Genomic DNA, 5,528 nt, shown 5'->3' with positions numbered 1-5,528 from the left:
CGTGGCGCTGCCGGCCGGCACGGGCACGCCGGCTCAGCAGTCGCAGCAGTTGCAGCGCCGCGTCGCCGACGACGTGAACCGGCTGATGCAGCAGGTCCCGGCCCGCGTCGAGGGCGCCAACCCGTGAGGCCCGCTGCATGAGCGATTCCGCCGAACAGGCGCGCAAGGACGAGGCCGCGATGCGGCTCGCGCTCGACCAGGCGCAGAACGCCTGGCTGGTGGGCGAGGTGCCGGTCGGTGCGGTGATCGTGCGAGAGGTCGACGGTGTGCACCAGGTCGTGGCGACCGGCTACAACCGCCCGATCACCACCCACGACCCGACCGCGCACGCCGAGATCGTCGCGCTGCGCCACGCCACGCAGCTGCTCGGCAATTACCGCCTGCCGGACTGCGAGCTGTACGTGACGCTGGAGCCCTGCGCGATGTGCGCGATGGCGCTGGTACACGCGCGCTTCAAGCGCGTGGTGTACGCCGCCGCCGACCCCAAGACCGGCGCGGCCGGTTCGGTGATCGACCTGTTCGCGCAGCGGCAGCTGAACCACCACACCGCGGTGCAGGGCGGCGTGCTGGCCGACACCTGCGGCCAATTGCTGCGCGAGTTCTTCGCCGAGCGGCGTGCGCAGGCGCGCCGCGAACGCAACGAGTCGTCCGCCGCTCCGGCAGCGCCGGCCGCGGGCGCCCCTGAAACCGACTACAACATCGTCGAGGTGATCGAGATGCAAGACACGATGCCTGGCGACCTGACGGACCTTTGATGCACGCCCCCCACTCGCACGACCACGATGGTCACGACCACGACCATGAGGCACCGGCACGCAGCCTGACGATCCACTCGCCGTCGGGCGTGGTGGCGCAGGGCGCGGCGCTCACCCGGGCGCAACGCCACCTGCGCCGGCTCGGCTTCGACGCCCACGTCGACGACTCGGCGCGCGCCCGCTCGCAGCGTTTCGCCGGCGATGACGACACGCGCCTCGCGGCGCTGCACCGCGTGGCGCGCGACGGCCGCGACATCGCGCTCGCCTCGCGCGGCGGCTACGGCCTCACGCGCCTGCTCGACCGCATCGACTACCCGCTGATCGCGCAGTCCATCGACGCCGGCAAGCGCTGGGTCGGCTACAGCGACCAGACCGCCTTCCAGCTCGCGGTGCTGGCCCACACGCAGCGCCCCACCTGGGCCGGCCCGCTGGCCTGCGACGACTTCGGCCGCACGCCGGAGCAGGGCGGCGTCGACGACATCACCGAGGCCTGCTTCGCCGAGGCGATGCGAGGCGAACTGGAGGCCATCGGCTTCCGCACCGAGGTCGGCTTCGACGGCCTGCAGGCGCGCGGCACGCTGTGGGGCGGCAACCTGTGCGTGCTGCTGTCGCTGCTGGGCACGCCGCACTGGCCGCGCGTCAAGGGCGGCATCCTGTTCCTCGAGGACGTGAACGAGCATCCCTACCGCATCGAGCGCAGCCTGCTGCAGCTGCAGCAGGCCGGCGTGCTGGATGCGCAGAAGGCGGTGGTGCTGGGCGGCTTCACCGACTACCGCAAGTCGCCGCTGGACCGCGGCTACACGCTCAGGAGTGCCGTCGAGCACCTGCGCGGCACGACGCGCACGCCGATCCTGACCGGGTTGCCGTTCGGCCACGTGCCGACCAAGGTCTGCCTGCCGGTCGGGCGTCGGGCCACGCTGGTCGTCGAGGGCCGCGACGCGATGATCGGCTGGGCCTGAGGCGCGGCGCGCGGACCCCCCGCTCGCTACCATCGGGCCTGCCGCCTCCGCTCCGAGCCTGATCCGCCGCCCACCGTGTCGTCGCCGTCGAGTCGCTTCCTCCCCGCGCTGTCCCGGCGGCTGGCGTTGCTGCTGTGCGGCGCGGCCCTCGTGGCCGGCTGCAACAACAGCCCGCTGCCGGCCGGCGAGGCGGCCACCAACACGCTGTTCACCGGCTTCCAGGAGAAATCGCCGCGCCACCTGGACCCGACCGCGTCGTACTCGAACGACGAGACCAAGATCACCTACCAGGTCTACGAGCCGCTCTACGGCTACCACTACCTGAAGCGGCCCTATCAGCTGGTGCCCAAGGTCGCGGTGGCCGTCGTCGCCCCGAAATACTTCGACAAAGCCGGCCAGCCGCTGCCCGACGACGCGCCGGGCGAGCAGGTTGCACTCAGCGTCTACGAGGTGCCGCTGAAGCACGGCGTGCGCTACGCACCGCACCCGGCCTTCGCGAAGGACGGCCAGGGCCGCTACCGCTACCACACCGACCATGCGCTGACGCGTGCCGAACTCGGCGATCGCCACTCGCCGCTGGATTTCGAGCACCAGGCACGCGCGAGCTGGTGGCCGACGACTTCGTCTATGCCATCAAGCGCCATGCCAGCACCCGGGTGCAGGCGCCGGTGTTCTCGGTGTTCTCGGCTTATGTGCTGGGGCTCAAGGACTACGGCGCGCTGCTGCACGCCGAGGACCGCAAGCTGCTCGCCGGCCTGCCCGCGTCGGCGCTCGACAAGCCCTTCCTTGACCTGCGCAGGTTCCCGCTGGCCGGCGCGGAGGCGCCGGACCCGCACACGCTGCGCATCCGCATCCTCGGCAAGTACCCGCAGTGGCCGTACTGGATGGCGATGACCTTCCTTGCCCCCATCCCCTGGGAGGCCGATGCCTTCTATGCCCAGCCCGGCATGGCGGGCCAGGGCATGAGCCTGGAGACCTGGCCGGTCGGCACCGGACCGTACATGGCCACGGTCTACGAGCAGGACCGCCGCCACGTGCTGGAGCGCAACCCGAACTACCGGCAGGACGACCTGTATCCCTGCGAGGGCGCGCCGGACGATACGCCCGAGCTGCTGGCCGACTGCGGCCAACGCATGCCCTTCGTCGACCGCCTCGTGTTCCGTGCCGAGAAGGAGAAGGTGCCGATCAAGTCGAAGTTCATCCAGGGCTATTCCGACGTGCCGGAGATCGAGCGCCCCGAGTGGGGCATCGAGTTCCATGCCGACGCCGACGACTCCGAGGCGACGCGGCGGCTGTTCGCCGAGCGCGGCTTCCGCTTCCCGCGCGCGGTCGACGTGTCGAACTGGTACGTCGGCTTCAACTGGCTGGATCCGGTGATCGGCAAGGGCGACACGCCGGAGCAGCAGGTGAAGAACCGCAAGCTGCGGCAGGCGCTGTCGATCGCGATCGACTGGGAGGAGTACGTGCGCGTGTTTCCGAACAAGGGCGGCGAGCCGGCCCACGGCCCGCTGCCGGCCGGCATGTTCGGCTCGCGCCACGGCACGCCGGCCGGCTTCAACCCGGTCACGCATGTGCAGGTGAACGGCGAGATCAAGCGGCGACCGCTCGCCGATGCCGAGCGCCTGATCGCCGAGGCCGGCTATCCGGGCGGTCGCGACGCGACGAGCGGTCGGCCGCTGGTGCTGAACTACGACTACCAGCGCATCCCGACGCCCGAGCTCAAGGCCGAGATGGACTGGATGGTCAAGCAGTTCGCGAAGCTCGGCGTCACGCTGGAGATCCGCGCGACCGACTACAACCAGTTCCAGGACAAGATGCGCAAGGGTCGGCAGCAGGTGTTCTGGTGGGGCTGGCTGGCCGATTACCCGGACGCCGAGAACTTCCTGTTCCTGCTCTACGGCCCGAACGCCAAGGCCGGCAATGACGGCGAGAACGCCGCCAACTACGCCAACGCCGAGTACGACCGGCGCTACGAGCGCCTGCGCCTGCTCGACGACGGGCCGCAGAAGCAGCAGCTGATCGACGAGATGGTGGCCCTGCTGCGCGAGGACGCGCCCTGGACCTTCGGCTTCTTCCCGTACTCGGCCAGCGCCTTCCAGCCCTGGGTGCACAACGGCAAGCCCGGCGTGATGGTGCGCGACATGGCGCGCTACTACCGGGTCGACCCGGCGCTGCGCGTCGCGAAGCAGGCCGAGTGGAACCGGCCGCAGTGGTGGCCGCTGGGGTTGATGGCGCTGGCCGCGCTTGCCGTGGCATGGCTGGCGCGCCGGGTGTTCATGGCCCGCGAGCGCAGCACCGCGCGAGGCCGCGGGGCCACCGGCGCGCGCGCGGGGGAGGGCGCCGGAGCATGACCGCCTACGCACTGCGCCGTCTGGGCTATGGGCTGCTGGTCCTGCTCGGCGTCAACCTGTTCACCTTCTTCCTGTTCTTCACCGTCAACACGCCGGACGACATGGCGCGGCTCAACATCGGCGGCAAGCGCGTCACCGCCGAGCAGGTCGACAAGTGGAAGGCCGAGCGCGGCTACGACAAGCCGCTGTACTGGAACGCCGCGGAAACCGGCACCCGGCAGGCCACGAACACCATCTTCTGGGAGCGCTCGGTCAGCCTGTTCGCGCTCGACTTCGGCCGCGCCGACGCCGAGTCGGCCGGCGACATCGGCACGCAGATCAAGAGCCGCATGGCGGCGAGCCTGCAGCTCGCGCTGCCGCTGTTCATCCTGCAGGTGATCGTGAGCACGCTGTTCGCGCTGCTGCTGGTGTTCTTCAGCCATTCGCGGCTCGACTTCTGGGGCGTCGTGCTGTGCGTGGTGATGCTGTCGATCTCCAGCCTGTTCTACATCATCGTCGGGCAGTACCTGTTCTCGCGCGTGTTCCGGTTGGTGCCGATCTCGGGCTACTCGCCCGGCTGGGACGCCTGGCGCTTCCTGGTGCTGCCGGTGTGCCTGTCGCTGCTGTCGCGCCTGGGCAGCGAGGCGCGGCTCTACCGCGCGATGTTCCTCGAGGAACTCAACAAGGACTATGTGCGCACCGCCAAGGCCAAGGGCCTGGCCGAGCACGTGGTGCTGCTGCGTCACGTGCTGCGCAACGCGCTGCTGCCCATCATGACCAGCGCCGGTGCCTACCTGCCCTACGTCTTCCTCGGCAGCCTGGTGTTCGAGCGCTTCTTCGACATCCCGGGCCTCGGCGCCTACGTGATCGACGCCATCAGCGGCCAGGACTTCGCGATCGTTCGCAGCATGGTGTTCGTGGGCTCGGTGCTCTACATCGCGTCCTATGTGCTGATCGACATCCTCTACACCTGGGCCGACCCCCGGGTGCGGCTGGGCTGAGGGAGCGAACGGCATGCCCCGACTCGTCTTCCTCTGGACCGACGCGGTGATGCTGCTCCTGGTGCTGGGCGTGACGCTGTACGCCTGGTGGATATGGCGCAATCCGGAGGCGCGGCGGCCCTGGCGCAAGGCCTTCCGCGAGGCGCCGGCGCTGTGTTCCGCGCTGGTGCTTCTGGCCTTCGGGACGGTGGCGCTGCTCGATTCGCTGCACTTCCGCCGCGCCCTGCCGGCAGGCGAGGGGCAGGTGCAGGCCTACAGTCCTCGCGCGGAATCGGTGCTCGATGCGCTGCTGGCGCGCCAGTTCGAGATGCGCGAGGCCACCTACTCGCGGCCGCTGGCCTGGCAGGGCTTCGCGAAGCAGAGCCTGCAGGTGGGCGGCAGCACCGAGCGCGGCTACCCGCGGCTGCAGCATGCCGGCGCCCACCTCCAGGACCCAGCCACGCAATGGGCCGCCGACGTGACGCGGCGCGCGCTGGCCGGGCT

Annotated in this window: 4 protein-coding genes and 1 pseudogene; all 5 read left to right on the top strand. The window is 70.4% G+C overall.

Annotation, left to right across the window (positions count from 1 at the left end):
• The first annotated feature begins 137 nt into the window (after nucleotides 1-137).
• On the top strand, nucleotides 138-755 hold the full coding sequence (tadA, locus tag x551_RS17870) for a tRNA adenosine(34) deaminase TadA (RefSeq protein WP_036249853.1): 618 nt from the start codon (nucleotides 138-140) through the stop codon (nucleotides 753-755).
• A complete protein-coding gene (locus x551_RS17865; RefSeq protein WP_011829345.1) occupies nucleotides 755-1,714 on the top strand; it encodes an LD-carboxypeptidase in 960 nt (319 codons plus the stop codon). The genes tadA and x551_RS17865 overlap by 1 nt, the downstream gene beginning before the upstream one ends.
• Nucleotides 1,715-2,322: 608 nt before the next feature.
• Nucleotides 2,323-4,065 (top strand): ABC transporter substrate-binding protein, encoded by a 1,743-nt coding sequence (locus x551_RS17860; protein WP_253950410.1) that lies wholly within the window; start codon nucleotides 2,323-2,325, stop codon nucleotides 4,063-4,065.
• Complete coding sequence (locus x551_RS17855; RefSeq protein WP_036249849.1) at nucleotides 4,062-5,045, top strand: ABC transporter permease; 984 nt, start codon at nucleotides 4,062-4,064, stop codon at nucleotides 5,043-5,045. Before x551_RS17860 ends, x551_RS17855 begins: the two co-directional genes overlap by 4 nt.
• Before the next feature lie 13 nt (nucleotides 5,046-5,058).
• A pseudogene (locus x551_RS17850) lies at nucleotides 5,059-5,528 on the top strand (ABC transporter permease); the annotation flags it as partial.

This window comes from Methylibium sp. T29 (genome assembly GCF_000576205.1).
Taxonomy (GTDB): domain Bacteria; phylum Pseudomonadota; class Gammaproteobacteria; order Burkholderiales; family Burkholderiaceae_C; genus Methylibium; species Methylibium petroleiphilum.
The sequence above is the reverse complement of the archived record's forward strand: the minus strand, read 5'-3'. Positions and strand labels throughout refer to the sequence as shown.

What these genes read in the sequence shown, in the direction of transcription:
- tadA (WP_036249853.1), top strand. Translation starts at nt 138, where the DNA reads ATGAGCGATTCCGCCGAACAGGCGCGCAAGGACGAGGCCGCGATGCGG.
- x551_RS17865 (WP_011829345.1), top strand. Translation starts at nt 755, where the DNA reads ATGCACGCCCCCCACTCGCACGACCACGATGGTCACGACCACGACCAT.
- x551_RS17855 (WP_036249849.1), top strand. Translation starts at nt 4,062, where the DNA reads ATGACCGCCTACGCACTGCGCCGTCTGGGCTATGGGCTGCTGGTCCTG.